Origin of the sequence: Micromonospora sp. RP3T (genome assembly GCF_003027925.1) — a bacterium.
GTDB lineage: Bacteria > Actinomycetota > Actinomycetes > Mycobacteriales > Micromonosporaceae > Micromonospora.
In genome coordinates, this window is record NZ_PYPS01000008.1 from 35360 (window position 1) to 54813 (window position 19454).

A 19454-nucleotide genomic window follows, 5' to 3' on the forward strand; every position below is an offset into this window, starting at 1 on the left:
GGCATCGACGGGATCCACGGCGGGACGGGCGAACATGAGCTTCGGGCTGGTGTCCTTCGGGGAGGCGCTCGGCGATCCGGCGCCGGTGGCGGACGTGGTGGGGGAGTACACCGACGACGTGCAGCGGGTCCTCGGCTACGGCTACCGGCAGGTGCACCGCGCCGCCCCGGGGGTCGGCGTGACCGACCTCGCCGAGCGGGCCGCCCGTCGGGCGCTCGACGCCGCCGCGCTGGCCGCCGCCGAGGTGGACCTGCTGGTGCTGGCCGTCACCGACGTCACCGAACACCTCTACTGGGACGCCGCCGCGGACCTGGCGCACCGGCTCGGCCTGGTGGACGCCGAGGCGGTGCTGCTCACCCAGGCGTGCACCACCGGCGTGCTCAGCCTCGACACCGTCGCGGGCCGGTTCGCCACCCACCCGGGGTACGCCACCGCGCTGGTGGTGGCCGCGAACCGGACCTGTGAGGCGTACTGGAACCGGATGGACACCCAGCCGATGGTGTTCTCCGACGGCGCGGTCGCCACGGTGGCCCGGCGCGGGCACCCGCGGCTGCGCTGGCTGGCCACCGAGGCCGTGACCGACGGCCGCTACGCCGGGTTCCACCGGCTCGACAGCGGCGGCGCGGCGACGCCCTTCGGGTCCGGCGGCGAACCGCCCACCGCCCTCGACGGGTGGCACGTGATGGAGTTCTTCGACTACGACGCCGAGCAGTTCGCGCAGTTCGCCCGCGAGCTCGACGAACGGGCCGTGCGGGTCACCGAGCGGGCCTGCGCCCGGGCCGGTGTCGCGGTCGCCGACCTGGCGCGGCTGATCCTGGTCGGCGACAACGAGCGGGCCATGACGTCGCTGGCCGAGGCGCACGGCGTGCCGCTGGCCCGGACCAACCGGGAGCTGGCCGCCGAGCACGGGCACCTCGGGGCCGCGGACCAGCTCTTCGGGCTGAGCCGCCTGCTGGCCGCCGGGGAGCTGGTCGAGGGCGACCGGGTCGCGTTGATCTCGCTGGGCCGGGGCATGCACTGGGCCTGTACCATCATCGCGGTATAGGCATCGATCATCCGGTCTGTGCCAGCGCGCCGCCGCTGCCGCCGGAGGACCCGTTCCGGAAGGGACACGGCATGTCCAGTCGGCTGGTGCGGCTCGTCGCCGACGTGCTGGAGCTGCCGGTCGACGAGGTCGACGCGCAGACCGGGCCGGCCACCACGGCCGCCTGGGTGAGCCTGCGGCACCTCCAGATCGTCGCGGCGGTCGAGGACGCCTACCGGGTCACCATCACCCCGCGGGAGATCCGGACCGTGCGGTCGGTGGCGGACCTGCGCGCGCTGCTGGCGCGGCGGGGCGTCGAGGAATGACTGCCGTCGCGCCGTCCCCGCTCGGCGACGCCGACCTCGACGCCGGGCTGTTCATCCGCCGCTTCGAGGAGGAGCTGCTCCGCCTGTACGCCGACGGCCACCTCGCCGGCACCACCCACACCTGCCTGGGCCAGGAACACATCCCGGTCGCGCTGGCCCCGTTGCTGACCGGGGACTTCGTGTTCAGCAACCACCGGGGGCACGGGCACTACCTGGCCCACCGCGCCGACCCGCACGGCCTGCTGGCGGAACTGCTCGGCCGGGACGGCGGGGTGTGCCACGGGCACGGCGGCAGCCAGCACCTGCGCCGGGACGGGTTCCTGTCCACCGGCGTGCAGGGGGAGAGCCTGCCCGCCGCGGTCGGCGTCGGGCTGCACCTCAACCGCACCGGGCAGGACCGGATCGTGGCGGCCTACGTCGGCGACGGCACCTGGGGCGAGGGTGCGGTCTACGAGGCGCTCAACATGGCGCAGCTCTGGCGGGTGCCGCTGCTGGTGGTGGTGGAGCACAACCGGATCGCCCAGTCCACGCCGACCACCGCGCAGTTGGCCGGCACCATCGCCGGCCGGGTGGCCGGGTTCGGGATCACCGTCAGCGAGTCGGACTCGCTCGACCTCAACGAGGTGCGGGCCGGCGCCGCGCCGCACGTCGCGCGGGTCCGCGCCGCCCGGCAACCGCACGTGCTGGTGCAGCACACGGTCCGGCTCGGCCCGCACAGCAAGGGCGACGACTCCCGCGACGCCGACGAGCTGCGCGAGCTGCGGCGGCTCGACTGGCTGGAGCGCTACGCCACCGCGTACCCGGAGCAGTTCTCGGCGGTGGACGCGCGGGCCCGGCGGCGGGTCGCGGACGTCTCGGCCGAGGTGCTGTCCCGGCCGTTGGTGAGCGGCGGCGTGGCGTGACCCGCGCCGAACGGGTGAGCGAGAACCTCAACCGCGCCCTGCACGAGCTGTTCGCCGCCGACGACCGGGTCTGGCTGCTGGGTGAGGACGTCGCCGACCCGTACGGCGGCGCGTTCAAGGCCACCCGGGGGCTGTCCACCGCCTACCCGGACCGGGTGCTGTCGACGCCGCTGAGCGAGAACGGCATCACCGGCGTCGCCGGTGGCCTGGCGCTCTGCGGTGACACCGTGATCGTCGAGATCATGTTCGGCGACTTCGCCGGTCTCGCGTTCGACCCGATCCTCAACCTCCTCACCAAGTCCGTCAGCATGTACGGCGAGCGCACCCCGATGCGGGTGGTGGTCCGCTGCCCGGTGGGCGGCGGGCGGGGCTACGGCGCGACGCACAGCCAGAGCGTGCAGAAGCACTTCATCGGCATCCCGCACCTCGCGCTCTTCGAACTGTCGCCCCTGCACGACGCGGCCGACGTGCTCGCCGCCGCGCTGCGCCGGGGCGAACCGGCGATGCTGTTCGAGGACAAGATCCTCTACACCCGCCGCCGGTACGTCGACGGCCGCGTCGACGACCGCTTCGCCGTCGAGATGCGGGGCGCGGACCGCAACTGGGCCCGCGTGCACGACCCGGCCGTCGACACCGCGCCGACGCTCGTCATCGCGCCCGGCGGGGTCGCCGAGCGGGCCATCGCCGCCGCGCGGGACGCCGCCGGGCGGGGCCGCGCCGTCGAGGTGCTGGTGCCGGCCCGGCTCTATCCGGTCGACGTGGACGGGCTGCGCGGCGTGCTCGACGGCGCGGCCGGGGTGATCGTCGCCGAGGAGAGCACGGCCGGCGGCACCTGGGGCGGTGAGGTCGCCGCCCGGCTGCACGCCGAGGCGTGGCCGCTGCTACGCCGGCCGGTCGAGCTGGTCAGCTCCGCCGACCGGGTCATTCCGTCCGCCCCGCACCTGGAACGCGCGGTCCTGCTCGGCGCGGACACCATCCTGGAGCGGATCATGCGGGTTCCGGCCGGCGGGCCCGCCGCGCCGCGCGCGGCCGGCGTCGACCCGCCGCCGGCCGGGTCGCGTCCGGCGGGTACCACCGAGCCGGGTGTCCCGGTGCGGGTGCCCACGCTCAACCCGACCGACGAGAGCTACCTGCTGCTGGAGTGGCTGGCGCCGGCCGGCGCCACCGTCGGCGTCGGGGAGCCGATCGCGGCGGTGGAGACCGCCAAGGCGATCGAGGAGCTGGCCGCGACGCACGCCGGCGTGCTGCGGCACGACGTGGCCGCCGGGGCGGACTGCGTCCCGGGCGGCGTCATCGGCCGCGTCCTGCCGGTCGGGGCCGCGCCCGCCCCGACCGCGCCCGCCCCGGAAGCGCCGCCGGCCCCGGAAGCGCCGCCGGGCCGGGCCGTCGCGGCCCGGCCGCCGATGGCGTCGCCGGTCGGACGGCCGTTGTCACCGGCGCAACGCCGCGTCGCCGAGGTGGTGGCGACCTCGCACCGGGAGATCCCGGCCGCGTTCACCGTGGTGCGCGTCGACGTGACGGCCGCCCTCGGGTACGCCCGCCGGACCGCCGAGGAGACCGGCGCCGACGTCGGCCTCACCGAGCTCGTCATCGCCGAGGTGGCCGCGCTGCACGACCGGTTCCCCGACCTGTACGCCACGCTCACCGGCGACGGCCGGGTGCGCGACGCGGCGCAGCCGGCGATCGCGCTGACCGTCGACGTCGGCACCGGCCTGTTCCTGCCGGTGATCCGCGACGCCGCGAAGCTGGACCTGGGCGACCTCGCCGACACCGTGGTCGCGCTGCGCATGCGGGCGCTGCGCAACCGGCTCGGCGAGGACGACATGGCCGACATGAACTTCCTGGTCGCGCTCAACGACACCCCGGGCGTGACCCACGCCCGGCCGATCATCCCGCCCGGTGTCACCTGCGCGCTGTCGGTGCCCGACGTGCACCGCGAGGTCGTGCTCGACGCGGACGGCGGGTTACGCGAGCGGACCACCGCCGACCTCGGCCTGGCCTACGACCACCGGCTGGTCAACGGGGCGCGGGCCGGCGCGTACCTGGCCGCGCTCGCCGCCGCCCTGCGCCGGTGACCGGGCGGACCCGGACGCATCGTCGACAGGCGATCTAAACTCCGTCGCGGAGCACCGTGAGTGGTCGGTGACCGCCTCCGACGGGGTGATCAGCATGCTTGTCCGCGTCCTCGGCCCCTGCACCGCCGAGACCGACCGGGGCGACGCGGTGCCGCTCGGTCCGCCCAAGCAGCGGGCGCTGCTGGCCGCGCTGGTGCTGCGCGCCGGTCGGGCGGCGACCGTCACCGAACTCGTCGACACGCTCTGGCCGGACGACCCGCCACGGTCGGCGGTCAAGAACCTCCAGCTCTACGTGCACCAGCTCCGCAAGCTGCTCGGCACGGCGCTCAGCCACCGCAACGGCGGCTACCGGCTCGACCGGGCGGCCTACCGGCTGGACGCCGCCGAGTTCGACGACCTGGTGGACGCCGCCCGACGGGCCGCCGCCGCCGACGACCTGCCGGCGGCCCACGACGCCTACCGGCGGGGACTGTCGACGTGGCGGGGACGCGCGCTGGCCGACCTGGTCGACCGGGGCCTGCTGCGGGAGGAGGCCACCCTGCTGGAACGCCGGCACCTCGTCACGCTCGACGAGTCCCTGGCGGTGGAGGCCCGCCTGCACGGGCCGGTCGCCGTCCTGCCCCGGGCCCGGCGGCTGATCGTCGACCACCCGCTGCACGAGCCGTTGCGGGAGCACGAGCTGCGCGGGCTGCTCGCCGCCGGCCGTCACGCCGACGCGGCCACCGCGTACCGGGAGTTCCGTCGGCTGCTCGCCGCCGAGGTCGGGGTTGCGCCGGGTCCGACGCTGCGGGCGCTCGGGGCCCGGCTGTCCTGGCACCGCGCGGCCGAGCCGGGCCCGGCCCAGCTCCCCGCCGACCTGGCCGACTTCACCGGGCGGGCCGCGCAGGTAGCGGAGATCACCCGCCACCTCGGCGGTACGGCGGGCGCGCTGCGCATCCACGCCGTGTCCGGTGCCGGCGGGGTGGGCAAGAGCAGCCTGGCGGTGCACGCCGCGCACCTGCTCCGACCGCACTACCCGGACGGGCAGCTCCACGTGCGGCTGCACGGCCACGGGGAACGGCCCGTCGATCCGGCCGACGTGCTGGCGCAGTTCCTGCGCGCCCTGGGCCGGCCGGCCCCGCCGCCGGGCGGCGACCTCGACGAGCGCGTCCACCTCTACCGCGGCGCGCTGGCCGACCGCCGGATGCTCGTGCTGCTCGACGACGCTGCCGGTGAGGCGCAGGTCCGCCCGCTGCTGCCCAGCGGCGCCGGCTGCGCGGTGCTGGTGACCAGCCGCACCCCGCTGGCCGGCCTGGTCGGCGCCCGGCACCTGCCGCTGGACGTGCTGGACGCGGAGGCGGCGGTGACGCTGCTGCTGGCCGCCGCCGGCCGGGACCGCGCGCGGGTCGACCCGGCCGACGCCGCGGCGGTGGTGCGGCTCTGCGGTCGGCTGCCGCTGGCCGTGCGGGTGGCGGGCGCCCGACTGGCCACCCGTCCGCACTGGACGCTGGCCGCGTTCGCCGGGCGCCTGGCCGACAGCCGACGGCGGCTCGACGAACTGCGCGCCGGGGACCTCGACGTACGGGCCAGCTTCCAGCTCAGCTACGACGGCCTGGACCCGGACACCCACCGCGCGTTCCGCCTGCTGGCCCTGCTGGACCAGCCGACCGTCACCGCGTGGCTGGCCGCCGCCCTGCTCGGCACCACGCCGACCGGCGCGGAGCGGCTGCTGGAGTCGCTTGTCGACGCCCAACTCCTGGAGTCGTCCGCCGGGGACCGTTACCGCCTGCACGACCTGCTTCGGGTCTACGCCGCGGAGATGGCCGCCGCCGAGCCCGAACCGGTGCGGCGGTCGGCCGTCGACTCGGCGCTGCGGGCCTGGTTGACGCCGGCGGAACGCGCCGCCGCTGCGCTGACCGGCCCGGACGCCGAGCAGGCGCGGTGCTGGTTCACCGCCGAGCAGGCCGATCTGGTGGCCGCCGTCCGCCAGGCGCACCGGGCCGGCGCCTGGTCGGTCACCTGGCGTCTGGCCCGGTCGTTGACCCGGTTCCTGGAGGAACGCTCCCAATGGGAGGCCTGGCGGACCACCCACGAGCTGGCGCAGGACGCGGCCCGCCGCGCCGGGGACGTCGCCGTCGAGGTCGCGCTCACCCAGCGCCTCGGTGACCTCTACCGGGACCGGGGCCGCTTCGCCGAGGCCGCCGACCACTTCGGCCGCTGCCTGGACCTGGCCGGACGGACCGGAGACGACCTCCAGCGCGCCGCGGCGCTGCGCGGGCTCGGCGACGCCGGCTGGGGACGCGGCGACGCGCGGACCGCGATCACCCGCTACCGTGCCGCGCTGCCGCTGTTCGTCGCCGGTGCCGACCGACGCGGCACGGCGGAGACGCTGCGAGGGCTGTCGGTGGCGTACCGGGGCCTGGGTCGGCTGTCCGACGCGGCGGCGGCGGCCCAGCGGTGCCTGCGCGCGTTCGCCGCGCTCGGCGACCGCGACGGCGAGGCGTACGCCCGGCGCACGCTGGGCAGCATCCGGCTGGACCAGGAACGCTACGACGAGGCCACCGAGTGCTTCCTGCGCTGCCGGGCGGACTTCGCCGCGCTGGGGGACCGGCTGGGCGAGGCGGCGGCGCTGCTCGGTCTCGGGATGACCCAGGTCGACCAGGAGCGCTTCGCGCGGGCCGTGCCCACCTACCGGGACTGCCACGCGGCGTTCGCCGACGTCGCGGACGCGCTCGGCGAGGCGTACGCCCGACGTGGCCTCGGCGACGCGCTGACCGGGCTCGGGCGGCACGAGGAGGCCGCCGGGGAGTTGACGGCCGCGCTGGCGGTCTTCCGCGCCGGCGGGGACGTCCGATGGGAGGGCTACGCGCTGTTCAGCATCGGCCGGCTGGAGTTGGCGCGGGGCCGGCCCGACGAGGCCCGCGACGCCCTGCGCGGGGCGTTGCGGATCTTCGAGCGGATGGCAGCAGCGCTCTGGATCGACCGGACCCGAGGGCTGCTGGCCGCCCCGCCCATCCCCGCGGGCGGCGGCTGAGCCGCGCCGGTCCGCCCGTACGCCCTGCTCGCCGCGCCCGTATACCACCGCTATACCGGCCCGGCCGGATGGTGGTGGGGCCCGGCGTCGACCGGGATCGGTACGGGACCGCGGACGTGGCCCGGACGGTGGTGCGACCGCCCGGCCACGTCCGCATCGATGCGTGAGGAGACACCAGTGGACGAGGACGAGAAGAGCCGGCCGGGTCGGGGGCTGTCCCGGCGGTCGCTCATCCGGCTGACCGGCGGCGCGGCGGCGGCGGTCGGCGTGGGCGCGTACCTGGGGGCGGGGCAGCCGGCCTCGGCGGCGCCGTTCTACCGGGCGCACGGCCCGGTGCTGACCGACGGCTACCAGACCTGGCTGACCGCGATCTCCAACCAGTCGGCCAACCTCGCCAAGGTCGTCACCGGGTGGGGGTTGGCGGGTGGCTGGGCGGCCAACCCGGACCACGTCTGGACCGCGTGCGGCGCCACGGACCACCTGATCGTGCGGACCGTCACCGGGGACACGAACACCATGATCGACGCGAACAACGCGGTCAGCGAGATCCGGAACTCGCGGTTCTTCGAGTACAAGCGGATCCGGTCCGGCGCCGGCAAGTGCATCATCGAGCTCGGTAACGAGCCGAACATCGGGGTGAGCGACATCTGGGGTTACGGCTGGTGCCTCAGCGCCACGATCGACCGCATCCGGGCGGAGTTCCCCGGCGCGCTGATCTGCGGCACCGCCCTGTCACCGAACAAGGGCGTGCGGCCCGACGACTGGTACGGCAACCAGAACTACCGGGACGCGATCGCCAAGTGCGACTTCGTCGGTGTCCACTTCTACAGCAACCCGAGCAACGGAAGCTTCACCGAACAGGGCACCGTCAACGAGCTGACCTACGCCGAGACGCTGCAGCGGGCCGCGTCGATCTGGCCCGGCAAGCGGGTGATCGGCACCGAGTACTCGATCCGCACCACCGCCATCTCCCAGTACGACAAGGGCTACAAGTACGCCAACCTGATCCACTTCGACAACTCGGTCGCCGGCAACCTGTGGGGCGCCACGTACTACCACGTGCAGACCAACCCGGGCGGCGTGGACGTCAACGAGAACGTCGGCTCCGAGGGCGCCCGCGGCTACCGTCGGCGGCTCAGCGAGGGCGGGCTCTGACCCGTCCGGGTGGGACCGGCCGGCGGGCCGGTCCCGCCCGGGGGACGCCGTGGATCAGGGGGCACGCGGTGTCGGGGCGGCCCGATCCGGTGACCGTGCCGCCCCGACCGCCGGGTCAGCTTCCGCAGATGCCGTACGCGTTGAGGCTCCACGTGCCGGCGAAGCCGTCGGCGTCCTCGTCCGCCCGCGTCCGCACGGTGTTCCCCCCGGTGATGTTGACCGCGGTGAGCAGCACCTGGCCGTTGCCGGCGTTGATGTCCGCGCCGGCGCTGTAGAGGCCCTTGCCGGCCGGGCACGCCGCGATGCTGTTGTCGGACGGGTTGCTCGCGCTCGTCCCGATCAGGGAGATGCGCTCCAGCCCGGCGGGCGCGGTGGCGCAGACCGCGATCGCGGTGGCGCTCCAGCCGGCCGGCGCGGTGCCCTGCACCGCGACCGCCCGGACGGTCACCGACGTCAGGTCGAACGAGGGCACCACCTGGTCGAGCACCACGTCGCCCAGGCCGCTGTTGATCCGCCCGCCCATCCCGATGACCTTCTTCGTCCCGCAGCTCGCCGTGACGAGCGCCGTCCCGACCGCCCCGGTCGTGGCCACGACCTGGTAGCCGGCCGGTGCGGTGGCGCACTGGGCGAGGCCCTGGAGTCCCCAGTCGCCGACGAAGTTGACCGGGCCCACCTCCCGCATCGTCGCGATGAACCCGGTGCCGTTCGACAGTGGCTCCAGCCGGTCCAGCCCGACCCGTCCGGCGGCCGACGAGCCGGCGGTGAGGAAGCCACCGCCGCCGGTGACCACTTTGCCGGCCGGGCAGGACGCGAGCGCCGACTTGTCCGCGCTGCTCTCGGCCACCGACTGGGTGACCGTCGCCAACCCCGCCGGCGTCGCCGAGGCCGGCGCCGCCCAGCCCAGGCCGGCCACCACGGCAGCCGTCGACACGACAACCGTCAGCGCGCCCCGTCCCTTGGTTACCCGCATCTCGCTCTCCCTGTCGTCTCGGCCGGCGTCGCGCCGGCCCGCCTCCCGCCGGACCCGTGGGCCGGCGGCTGGGGAAAGCCTGGGCGGGGCCGCTTGCCGTCCGCTATCCGACCGCTTGTCGCCGGCCACGCCGGCCGAGCCGTCCATAGACTGGGTTCGTCCGACCACGACTGACGGGGAAAGCCATGCGGTGGTCCCTCCTCGGTCCCGTCCAGGTGACCGCCGGTGGGCGGGTCCTTCCCATCGACCGCCCTCAGCAACGCGCGGTGCTCGCGCTGCTGCTCCTCAACGCCGGCCGGCTGGTGCCCCTCGGGCAGCTCGTGTCGGCACTCTGGGGCGACGATCCGCCGGCCAGCGCCCGGACCCAGGTGCAGGTCTGCGTCTCCCGGATCCGGGCGGCCCTGCGGGACGCGGGCGCGGCCGACCTGCTGGCGACGCAGGGCGGCGGCTACCGGCTCACCGTGCGCGGGACCGAGCTGGACCTCGCCGAGTTCACCGCGGCGGTCGAACGGGCCCGCGCCGAGGAGACGGCCGGCCGGCGGGCGGAGGCGGCGCGGCTGCTGCGCGACGGGCTGGCGTTGTGGCGCGGGCCGGCGTTGGCCGGTGCGGCCGGCGTCTTCGTCGACGACGCCGTCGCCGGCCTGGACGAGCAGCGGCTGCTCGCGTACGAGCGGCTCGCCGCCGTGGAACTCGGCCTCGGCCGGTTCGCCGCGACCGCGCGTGTGTTGCGTCCCCTGGTGGTCGAGCATCCGCTGCGGGAGCCACTGGTGGCCGGCTACCTGCTCGCCCTGGCCGGCTGCGGCCAGCGGGCCGCCGCGCTGCGGGTCTTCGCCGAGACCCGCCGCCAGCTGGTCGACGAGTTGGGTGTGGAGCCGGGCCCCGAGTTGAGTGGGGCCCACCTGCGGGTGCTGCGGGGGGAGACCCCGGCCGGGCCGGCACCCGAACCCGTACCCGCGCCGCCCGCCGGCCCGCCCCCGGCGCAGCTTCCGGGCGACCCCGCCTGGTTCACCGGCCGGACGGCGGCGCTGCGCCGACTGGACGCGTTGCTGCCCGCCGAACCGTCGGGGGCGACCCCGGACGGTGGTGAGCGCGCGCCGGGTCGGGCGGTGGTCATCTCCGCGATCGCCGGCACCGCCGGGGTCGGCAAGACCACCCTGGCGGTGCACTGGGCCCACCGGGTCGCGCACCGCTACCCGGACGGGCAGCTCTACGTCAACCTGCGCGGGTTCGACCTGGACGGGCGGGCCGTGCCGCCGGGCGAGGCGCTGCGTGGCTTCCTGGAGGCGCTGCACGTGTCGCCCCAGCGGGTGCCCACCGATCTGGCCGGGCAGGCCGCGCTGTTCCGGACCCTGCTCGCCGACCGCCGGGTCCTGGTGCTGCTCGACAACGCCCGCGACGACGAGCAGGTGCGACCGCTGCTGCCGGGATCGAGGGGCAGCCTGGTGGTGGTGACCAGCCGCAACCGGCTCACCGGGCTGGTGGTCAGCGACGGGGCCCATCCGGTGACGCTGGACCTGCTCCCGCCGGCCGAGGCCCGGGAGCTGCTGGCCGGTCGGCTCGGTCGCGGCCGGGCCGGGCGCGACCCCACCGCGCTGGACGAGATCGTGGGCCGCTGCGCCGGTCTGCCCCTGGCCCTCGCCGTCGTCGCGGCCCGCGCCGTCGGGCAGCCCGACGTGCCGCTGGCGGCGCTCGCCACCGAGTTGCGGGACACCGACCCGGACCGGCTCACCGCGCTGGCCACCGGCGACCCCGCGACCGACGTACGGGCGGTCTTCTCCTGGTCGTACCGCGCGTTGGACGCCGACTCGGCCCGGCTGTTCCGGCTGCTCGGGCTGCACCCCGGCCCGGACGCCGGCCGGGCGGCGGTGGCCAGCCTCGCCGGGCTGCCCCCGGCCCGGGTCGGCCCGCTGCTGGCCGGGCTCACCCGGGCGAACCTGCTCACCGAACGCGCCGCCGGCCGGTACGCGATGCACGACCTGCTCCGCGCGTACGCCTCGGAGCTGTGTCACGACACCGACCCGGCCGCCGAGCGGGAGGCGGCCCGGCGTCGCCTGTTCGACCACTACCTGCACGCCTCGCACGCGGCCGACCACCTGCTCGACCCGTACCGGCTGGCGCGGCCGGCCGCACTGCCGCCGCCCGACCCGGGGGTGACGGTGGGTGACCGGCCGGAGCACGCGTGGGCGACCGCGTGGTTCGCCGCCGAGCACCACGTCCTGCTGGCGTGCGTGGAGCAGGCGGCGAGCATCGGCCTGGACCGGCACGCGTGGACGCTGGCGGCGGCCCTCACCACCTATCTCGACCGCAGTGGACACTGGCCCGAGCTGGCCGCCGCGCAGCGGACCGCTCTGGCGGCGGCGGTGCGCCGGGACGACCTGGCCGGTCAGGCCCTGGCACACCGGGGACTCGCCATCGCCTGCACCTGGTCGGGCGAGCACGAGGCGGCGCACCGGCACTACCGTCGCGACCTCGAGCTCTACCACGAGTTGGGCGACGACACCGGCCGGGCGCACACGCACCTCGGGGTGAGCTGGGTGCTCGCGCGGCAGGGCCGGCTGCGGGCGGCCCTCGACGAGACCCGGCTGGCCCTCGACCTGTACCGGGCCGCCGACTACCGGGTCGGGCAGGCGAAGGCGCTCAACAACCTGGGTTGGATGCACGCCCGGCTCGACGAGCCGGGGCCGGCGCTGCGCTGCTGCCGGGCCGCCCTGCGGCTGCACGAGAAGAACGGCGACCGGCACGGCGCGGCGCTGACCTGGGACAGCCTCGGCTACGTCCGGCACGGCCTGGGCGACCATGACCGGGCCGCGGACTGCTACCGGCGGGCGTTGGCGCTGCACCGGGAACTCGGCGACCGGTACGACGAGGCGGAGGTGTTGGACAACCTGGGCGACAGCCTGCGGGCCGCCGGAGACCTCGACGCCGCCCGCCGGGCGTGGCGGGAGGCGCTGACGATCTTCGATGAGCTGCGCCATCCGGACGCCGACCGACCCCGGGCGAAGCTGGCCGCGCCGGCCGTCCCGGTGGCCTCGGCGGGCGTCGGCGAACGCTAGCGCCGCCGCGTCGTCACCGCGGGCCGTGGTGCCCGAACCCGGCCGTGTCGGGTGGACGCGGTGGTGGGCCGGCCCGTCCCGGCGGTCCGGCCGACCGGCTCATCTCCCGGCCCGGCCTGGTCGTCACTGGCCCTGGCCCAAGGAGTAGCCGGGCTCGTCGTCGAAGCGGTAGAGGCCCTCGGTCTTGACGAAGTCGAGCCCGGCGCGGTCGAGCCGGTCGAGCAGGTCCACCACGTCGCGGCGGCCGGCGGCGCCGGGCCGAGGGGACTGGAAGCGCACCCGCCAGTGGTCGGTGCAGAAGGTTTCGGGGATGCCGTCCGGCCACACCTTCACACCCCGGTTGGTGATCATCTGGAGGTGCAGTCGGGCGCCTTCGGCGGCCGATCGGAGCAGGGCGGCGAGAGCTGCCGGATCGCGGTCCTCGTGGTGCAGGAAGACGTCGACGCCGTCCATCGTCTTCACCGGAGCCGGGCGGGGCGCGGTGGCCGTGCCGGTGGGCCGCGGCGACCCGGCGGGATAGGTGACCGAGGGCAGGGCCGCCGGTTGCCGGCCGAGCCGCGCGATGACCGCGTCGGCGAATGCTCTCGTACCGACCGGCGCGCGCTCCGGCCCGGCGATGTCGGCGGTGACGACGCCGTCCTCCAGGGTGGCCAGCCAGGCGTTGTGGACGGTTTCGGCGACGTCGGCCTGGCCGATGTGCACCAGCATCATGACCGCGCCGAGCAGGAGGCCGGACGGATTGGCGACGTCCCGGCCGGCCAGCGTCGGCGCGGAGCCGTGGATGGCCTCGAACATCGCCGCGTGTTCGCCGATGTTGGCCGAGCCGGCCAGGCCGACCGAGCCGGCGATCTGCGCGGCGACGTCGGAGAGCACGTCACCGTAGAGGTTGGGGGTGACGATGACGTCGAACGCCTCGGGGGTGTCGGCGAGCCGAGCCGCGCCGATGTCGACGATCAGGTGTTCGGTGAGGAGGTCGGGGAACTCGGTGGCCACCTCGTCGAAGACCCGGTGGAACAGGCCGTCGGTGAGCTTCATGATGTTGTCCTTGGTCAGGCAGGTGACCTTGGACCGGCCGTGACGCCGGGCGTAGTCGAACGCGTGGCGGACGATCCGCTCACATCCCGGTCGGGACATCAACTTGAGGCACTGCGTCACCTCGTTGGTCTGGCGGTGCTCGATGCCGGCGTAGAGGTCCTCCTCGTTCTCCCGCACGATCACCACATCCATCTTGGGGTGGCGGGTCGGCACGAAGGGCGCGTACGCCACGCATGGGCGGACGTTGGCGAACAGCCCCAGTGACTTGCGGATCGTCACGTTCAGCGACTTGAACCCGCCGCCCTGCGGAGTGGTGATCGGCGCCTTGAGGAACACCTTGGTCCGGCGCAGCGACTCCCAGGCGTGCGCGTCGATGCCGGCGGTGTGGCCGCGGTCGTACACCGCCTCGCCGATCTGGATCTCCTCCACGGCCAGGCGGGCCCCGGCCGCGTCGAGCACCCGCAGGGTGGCCGCCATGATCTCCGGACCGATCCCGTCCCCGCGGGCCACCGTCACCGGCACGGCGGGTGCCGCGCCCGAGCCGTGGCCGGTTCCCTGCTCCAGCGTCGTCACTGTCCGACCCCCTCACGCTTAATATGCGAAGCACTATACACGAAAAACTTTACGCATGTTGGGGGAGGCTGTCGTCGGGCCACCTCCCGGTCGGGGCCCGCCACCTGGTGGTGACGGGCCCCGACCGGGTCGGCACAACGGTCAGTTGAAGGTCGCGTCCAGCGCCGCGGCCAGCTTGTCGTGACCCGACTCGTTGGGGTGAGGGGATCCGCCGAAGGCGGTCTTCTGGAGGTCGTTGACCCCGAGGGCCGGAGCCGGGGCGAACCGCACCCTCGGGTTGTCCGCCGGTAGCCCGGTGCGGATCACCAGATTGAGCTGGTTCGTCCACTGCGCGACGGTCGCCTTCCAGCCCGGGTCGTCGATCAGGTCCCGTTCCTGGGAGGGGATCTGACCCGGCAGGTAGCCGTGCAGCTCCTGGGCGAGGTTCACCCGGTACTGCTCGGCGAGCCGGCCGACGTCGAACCGGGCCGGGCTGATGTCGTAGTAGCCCATCCACACCACCTTGTCGGCGCCGGCGCCGAGCACCTCCTCGACGATCTCCTCGACGTCCGTCTTGATCTGCTGGTAGAGGGCCGGGCCGTCCCAGGTGGGAACCTCGATCCGGTGGTGGATGTACCTGATCCCGGTGACGTCACCGACGATCTTGCCGTGACACGCGCCGCCGTCGATGACCCTGGCCTTCGCGGTGTAGTTGCCCGCCCGGTCGAACCAGTCCATCTGCGCCTGCAACGGCAGCTTGTGCTCGGTGAAGTACCGCTGCATCAGTTCGCGGTAGTGGTCCATCAGCCCGCAACTGGCAAGGGCCTTGAGCAGCCCCGTCCACGTGGTGTTGTTCACCCCGCCGGTGCTGACGAAGTAGGCGGCCTTCCGGTCGGTCTTGGCCTGCCGGATGGCCCGGGTGGCCAGGTCGACGGGGGGCCAGTTCCGGGCCCAGGGGTTCTGGCAGGCGTCCTGGTGTCCCGGGGCCGCGCCGAGAATCTGCTGGGTGCCGTAGCCGGTGCGGGCGAAGTTGTAGTACTCGACCACCCGTTGGTTGCGATTGACGGCGTACTTGCCGGCGTAGCTGAACAGCATGTCGTTGCCGGGCATGCCGCGGAAGTCGGCTCTCGTGTTGCCCACGCAGGCGCCCATCGGGAAGGCGTTCATGAACTGCAGGTGGGCGGAGGTGACCGAGTCTCCGGTGGCCACCAGCACCACCGGCTGAGCGGGGTTGCGGTTCGGCGGGCAGTAGCGGTCCTTGCGCGCCTCGCCCAGCCTCTCGTCGGCCGCGTTGCCCGGACACGGCGGACCGGGTGTCGGGCTGGGCGGCGGATCCACCGGGCCGGTGGGCGGGCCGGTGGGCGGGCCGGTGGGCGGCGGACTGTTCGTCGGCGATCCGCTGGGGCTGGTGGATCCGCTGGGGCTGGTGGACGGGGACCCGCTGGGGCTGGTGGATGGGGACCCGCTGGGGCTGGTCGACCCGCTGGGGCTGGTCGACGGTGAGGCGCTGGGGCTGGTGGATCCGCTGGGGCTGGTGGACGGGGACCCGCTGGGGCTGGTCGACCCGCTGGGGCTGGTCGACGGCGACCCGCTGGGGCTGCCCGACGGGGAACCGCTCGGGCTGCCACTCGATCCCGGCGACGAGCTGGCGCACGGCGAGGAGCTGCTGCTCGGGCTCGCGCTCGCGCTGGTGCTCGCCGGTGCGCTCGGGCTGCCGGTGGAACCGCTCGGGGAGGCCGACGCCGTCGTCCCGGCGAGGGCCGGCTCCGCGGTCACGGTCCGCCGTACCGGGGTCGCCGTCGTGGTCGGGGTCGCCGACGGACAGCCGTTCACCTCCTGCCAGTCCTCCACCAACGCCCGGTGCACGTCGGCGGGCAGCGGTTCCCCGTCCGGGACACAGGGGTCGAAGGTCCAGCGGGTGAGCACGCCCCGGTAGGTGATGTCGCGGGTGCAGATCCCCGGGTCGGCGCCGGCCTGGGCCGCCACCGGACGGACGGTCAGTGGCTCGGGAGGGGTGACGTGGACGCCGATCCCCAGGGTGAGGCCGAGAACGGCCACCGTCGCCAGGGCGGCGGTGACGGCGCCCGATGCCCTCGCCCTTCGGTGCAACGCGGATGTCATGAGCTGGCGTCTCCTCTCGTACGGTCGGCCGGCGCGGGCGCACGACGCCGGTCGGTGCTCCTACGCCTCGCGTGGAACGTAGCCACGGGTGATAATTCGTCGATGAATCCGCGATGAGGCGGTGGGACTGGTCGTGCGGATACGAGCGCTGGGGCCGGTGCGGATCTGGGACGGCGCGCAGTGGGCGCCGGTCACGGCGCCGCACCACCGCGTCGTGCTGGCCGTGCTGCTGGCCGAGGCCGGGCAACCGGTGAGCCGGGATCGACTGGTCGACGAGATCTGGGGTGACCGTCCCACCCGGACGGCGGCCAGCGCCGTCAACGGGTACGTCATGCGTCTGCGCCGGTTGCTGCGGGCCGGTGGGGCCGGCGACGTGGTCAGCCGTGCTGCCGGCTACGAGCTGGTGACCGGCGAGGACACGATCGACGTCCAGGTGTTCGAGCGGATGGCGCGCGCCGGGAAGCGGGAGGTCGCCGAGGGCCGCGTCGCCGACGGGGTACGCCAGTTGTCCGGTGGCCTGGCGCTGTGGCGCGGCCCGGCGCTGGCCGACGTGCCCGAGACGCTCACCGTCTCGGCGGCGTCGGCCCGCCTGGAGCAGCTCCGACTGGCGGCGTACGAGGAACGCTTCGCCGCGCAACTGGAGTTGGGCCAGCACGCGGAGATCGTCGAGGAACTGGCCGCGCTCGCGGACGCGCATCCGATGCGCGAGCGGCTCTGCCGACACCTGATGGTCTCGCTGTACCGCTGCGGGCGGCGGGCCGAGGCGCTGGAGGCGTACCGCCGGGTCCGTGACGTGCTCGTCGACGAGACCGGGATCGAGCCCGGCCCGGAGCTGCGGGACGTGGAACGCGCCGTGCTCACCGACGACCGGAGCCTCGCCGCGCCCGCCGTCCGGCCGGTGGCCCCGGCGCAGTTGCCGGCCGTGGCCACGCACTTCGCCGGCCGCCGCGATCCGCTGGCGGCCCTGGACGCCCTCGCCGGCCAGCGGCCCACGCCGCCGGTGGTCGTCACGGGGCTGGCCGGGGTCGGCAAGACGGCTCTGGCCGTCCGCTGGGGGCACGCGGAGCGGGACCGGTTTCCCGACGGTCAGCTCTACGTCGACCTGCGCGGCAGCTCACCACGGCCGCCGGTGACACCGATGGCCGCGCTCGTCCACTTCCTCCAGGCGCTGGGCGTACCGGCGGAGCAGATCCCGGCGGAGCCGGACGAGGCGGTCGGGCTCTACCGCAGCGTGACCGCCCTGCGGCGGATCCTCGTCGTGCTCGACAACGCCGCCGACGCCGACCAGGTCCGTCCGCTGCTGCCCGGGGGAGCCGGGTGCGTGGTGCTGGTGACCAGCCGCGAGCAACTGCGTGGCCTGACCGCCCGGGAGGGCGCGGCCCGGCTCCGGTTGGACGTGCTCTCCCCGGACGAGGCCGACGACCTGCTGGCCATGCTGCTGCCCGGGGCGGCCGGGCGGGACACGGCGGAACTCGCCCGACTGTGCGGCTACCTTCCTCTGGCCATGCGCATCGCAGCCGCCAACCTGCGGGCCGAGCTGACCCCGATCGGCCAGTACAACCAGCGGCTCGCCGCCGGTGACCGGCTGGCGGTGCTCGGTGTTCCCGGCGACACCACGACCGCCACCGTGGCCGCCTTCGACCTGTCGTACGAGGCGCAGCCGGCGGCTGCCCGCCGGGTGTTCCGGCTGCTGGGCGCCGCTCCGGGAGATGTCGTCACCCCGCCGGCCGCCGCGGCCCTGGCCGACGTGCCGGTGGCCGAGGTGGAGCCGCTGCTCGACGCCCTCGCCCGGGCCCACCTGTTGGAGCAGTCCGCTCCCGCCCGCTACCGCTGGCACGACCTGGTGCGCCTCTACGCCCGGCGACGCGGCTCGGTCGAGGACACCGACCGGGGGGCCGCGCTCGACCGACTGTACGACCACTATCTGTCCACCATGGACGTCGCCGCCGGCCTGCTCTATCCGAGTGTCGTGCGGCTGCCACTGCCGTCCGGCGTGAGCGCACGGCACCGGGTCGGGTTCTCCACCGCGGCCGAGGCGCGGAGTTGGGTGGAGGCCGAGCGGGACAACATGATCGCCGCCGTCATGGCCGCCGGGCCGGAGCACCGGACGGCCGCCTGGCGACTCACCGACCACCTGCGCTGGCACCTCGACTTCACCTCGCCGTCGGCGGAGTGGCTGCCGGTCACCGAGGCCGCTCTGGCGTACGCGCGGGCGGACGACCATCCGCTGGGGCAGGCCGCCGCCCATCTGAGCCGGGCCACCGTCCTGCTGGCCACCAGCCGGTACGCCGACGCGCTCGACGACTTCCGGCGGGCGCTCGGGTTCGCCCGACGCGGTGGCTGGGCCGAGGGCGAGGGCAGCGCCTTGAGCAATCTGGCCCACGTGTCGTTCGAGACCGGCCGGCTGGACCTGGCCGCCCGCTACAGCCTTGAGGCGTTGGAGATCGACACCCGGATCGGCCGGTTCGCCGGCCGTCTGGCGCGGTTGGCCAATCTCGGCAACATCCGTCTCCAGCAGGGTCGGCTGGCCGACGCCGTCACCTACTGCGAGCAGGTCATCGAGTTGGAGAGCCGGGTCGACGAGTGGCACGGGCAGGGCACGGCGCATGGCTGCCTGGGCGAGGCCCACCTGCTGCTCGGCCGCTACGACGAGGCGTCGGTCCATCTGGGGCGGGCGTTGGCCACGCACCGGCGGGCCGGCGCCCGTAGCTGCGAGGCCGACACCCTGCGGCTGCTGGCGGCGGTGCACGGGGCCACCGGTGACCTCGACCGGGCGCGACGCGACGCGGTCGAGGCGCTGCGGATCGCCCGCGAGGTCGGTGACCGGTGGGTCGAGGCGCACGCCCTGCTCGCCCGCGCCGACCTCGACCTGCGGGCCGGCGACGCCGATCCGGCGATCGACCGCCTGGGGCAGGTCCTCGCCCTGGCCCGGGGCGACGGGGCCCGGCACGCCGAGGCGCAGGCGTTGATCGGTCTGGCTCGGGCCCACCGGTTGCGCGGGGGGACCGGGGACGACGAGGCGCGGGCGTACGCGTCGCGGGCCCTGGCCATCTCCCGCGAGTACGGCTACGAGCTGTTGGAGAAGGCCGCGTTGGCGGTGCGCGGGCCGCAGCCCGACGCAGATCGGGCGGCCGGCGTCGGCCAGCTGAATACGCACAATGGGTCCGAGCCCGTCGACACCATTCCGGGTTGACGCACCCGATCTCGACAATTGGTGTCGTGTTAGAG

The 19454-nt window shown here is 75.0% G+C and carries 12 protein-coding genes; 9 read left to right on the forward strand and 3 right to left on the reverse strand.

From position 1 onward, the window contains the following. The first annotated feature begins 34 nt into the window (after window positions 1-34). From C8054_RS08915 to C8054_RS08940, 6 genes are all read left to right on the forward strand, one after another. Entirely contained in the window at window positions 35-1045 is a 1011-nt protein-coding gene (locus C8054_RS08915; protein WP_107156279.1) for a 3-oxoacyl-[acyl-carrier-protein] synthase III C-terminal domain-containing protein, read from the forward strand. A 71-nt stretch (window positions 1046-1116) separates the two neighbouring features. After that, the gene (locus tag C8054_RS08920) at window positions 1117-1350 is read left to right on the forward strand and encodes an acyl carrier protein (protein ID WP_107156280.1); all 234 of its coding nucleotides are present in this window, start codon (window positions 1117-1119) and stop codon (window positions 1348-1350) included. Beyond that, window positions 1347-2252, forward strand: a complete 906-nt coding sequence (locus C8054_RS08925; RefSeq protein WP_107156281.1) for a thiamine pyrophosphate-dependent dehydrogenase E1 component subunit alpha — start codon at window positions 1347-1349, stop codon at window positions 2250-2252. Before C8054_RS08920 ends, C8054_RS08925 begins: the two co-directional genes overlap by 4 nt. Further along, window positions 2249-4327, forward strand: a complete 2079-nt coding sequence (locus C8054_RS08930; RefSeq protein WP_107156282.1) for a 2-oxo acid dehydrogenase subunit E2 — start codon at window positions 2249-2251, stop codon at window positions 4325-4327. The genes C8054_RS08925 and C8054_RS08930 overlap by 4 nt, the downstream gene beginning before the upstream one ends. A gap of 67 nt (window positions 4328-4394) precedes the next feature. Next, on the forward strand, window positions 4395-7340 hold the full coding sequence (locus C8054_RS08935) for a tetratricopeptide repeat protein (protein WP_107156283.1): 2946 nt from the start codon (window positions 4395-4397) through the stop codon (window positions 7338-7340). Between the two features lie 177 nt (window positions 7341-7517). Continuing rightward, entirely contained in the window at window positions 7518-8495 is a 978-nt protein-coding gene (locus C8054_RS08940; protein WP_107156284.1) for a hypothetical protein, read from the forward strand. A 115-nt stretch (window positions 8496-8610) separates the two neighbouring features. On the opposite strand, the gene C8054_RS08945 is transcribed toward C8054_RS08940, so the two are convergent. Next, on the reverse strand, window positions 8611-9465 hold the full coding sequence (locus C8054_RS08945) for a hypothetical protein (RefSeq protein ID WP_146179890.1): 855 nt from the start codon (window positions 9463-9465) through the stop codon (window positions 8611-8613). Between the two features lie 185 nt (window positions 9466-9650). Between C8054_RS08945 and C8054_RS08950 the strand changes: the two genes are divergently transcribed. Beyond that, window positions 9651-12518, forward strand: coding sequence for an AfsR/SARP family transcriptional regulator (locus C8054_RS08950; RefSeq protein ID WP_107156286.1), 2868 nt, complete (start codon window positions 9651-9653; stop codon window positions 12516-12518). A 123-nt stretch (window positions 12519-12641) separates the two neighbouring features. Here the strand turns inward: C8054_RS08950 and C8054_RS08955 are convergent, their stop codons facing one another. After that, window positions 12642-14126, reverse strand: a complete 1485-nt coding sequence (locus tag C8054_RS08955; protein ID WP_199199623.1) for an NADP-dependent isocitrate dehydrogenase — start codon at window positions 14124-14126, stop codon at window positions 12642-12644. A gap of 141 nt (window positions 14127-14267) precedes the next feature. Further along, on the reverse strand, window positions 14268-15443 hold the full coding sequence (locus C8054_RS08960; RefSeq protein ID WP_146179891.1) for a hypothetical protein: 1176 nt from the start codon (window positions 15441-15443) through the stop codon (window positions 14268-14270). A gap of 7 nt (window positions 15444-15450) precedes the next feature. Between C8054_RS08960 and C8054_RS08965 the strand changes: the two genes are divergently transcribed. Continuing rightward, entirely contained in the window at window positions 15451-16041 is a 591-nt protein-coding gene (locus tag C8054_RS08965) for a hypothetical protein (protein ID WP_107156288.1), read from the forward strand. 306 nt (window positions 16042-16347) lie between these two features. Beyond that, window positions 16348-19419, forward strand: coding sequence for a BTAD domain-containing putative transcriptional regulator (locus C8054_RS08970; protein WP_107156289.1), 3072 nt, complete (start codon window positions 16348-16350; stop codon window positions 19417-19419). The last annotated feature ends 35 nt before the right edge of the window (window positions 19420-19454 follow it).